Origin of the sequence: Sphingobium lactosutens DS20 (assembly GCF_000445105.1) — a bacterium.
GTDB lineage: Bacteria > Pseudomonadota > Alphaproteobacteria > Sphingomonadales > Sphingomonadaceae > Sphingobium > Sphingobium lactosutens.
In genome coordinates, this window is the sequence record NZ_ATDP01000005.1 from 1 (window position 1) to 813 (window position 813).

1 protein-coding gene is annotated in these 813 nt (G+C 68.4%); it reads right to left on the reverse strand.

What is annotated here, in order from left to right; all coding sequences use genetic code 11:
* A partial coding sequence (locus RLDS_RS29255; RefSeq protein ID WP_021224243.1) for a TolC family protein occupies positions 1 to 813 on the reverse strand: 813 nt, incomplete at both ends.

Here is an 813-nt window from a genome sequence, read left to right on the forward strand (position 1 = left end):
AACAAGCGCCAGGAAATGAGCGGCAGGATGGAGTAGCGGGTGCTGGAGGTGTCGAACCAGTCGCCCGTGCTAAGCGCCTGAAATCCGCCGCCCGCTGCGATAGAGAGCTTGGGAAACAGTTCGGTGGTCGCCACGCCGATATCGGCGGTGCTGGCGGCGAGGCGCCGTTCGGCAGCCAGAACATCGGGGCGACGCCGCAATATATCGGCCCGTTCCCCCACGGGCAGCGCCGGCAGTATGAGAGACGATGCAGTTGCATCGAGCAGCTTGAGTTCACGTTCCGGCGGTGAGCCGAGCAGGACACCAAGGCCGAGCACTGCCGCACGCTGCCGCGCCTCTATGCCCGGCAGCAGGGCGTTGGCGGCGGCCCAGCGTTCATGGGTTGCGTCCACGTCGGCACCGGCAACATCGCCGAGCGCCGCGCGACCGCGCATGAGTTCCAGCGTCTGGTGCAGCGTCGCCACCGTCGCCCGCTGCGCGCGTAATTCTTCTCTGGCGCCGGTCGCCTCGAACCATGCGCGTGCGACTTCGGCCGCGATCCGCATACGCACGCCCTGCGCCTCCGCTTCACTTGCCTGCAAGCGGGCGTTCGCGCCTTCCAGCGCCCGCCGGTTCGCGCCGAACAGGTCGAGTTCCCAGGCCGCGTCGAAGCCGGCATCGTAGATCGTCTGAGACGCATCGAGGCCGGGAATGGACCCAACGGGCAGCGGGCCGTTCTCGCTTTGCCGACGCTGGTTCACACTGGCGCCAGCAGAAACCGTGGGCAGTTGCCGGCCAGCGGCGCGGTCTCGCAGCGCGCGCGCCTCGTCGATC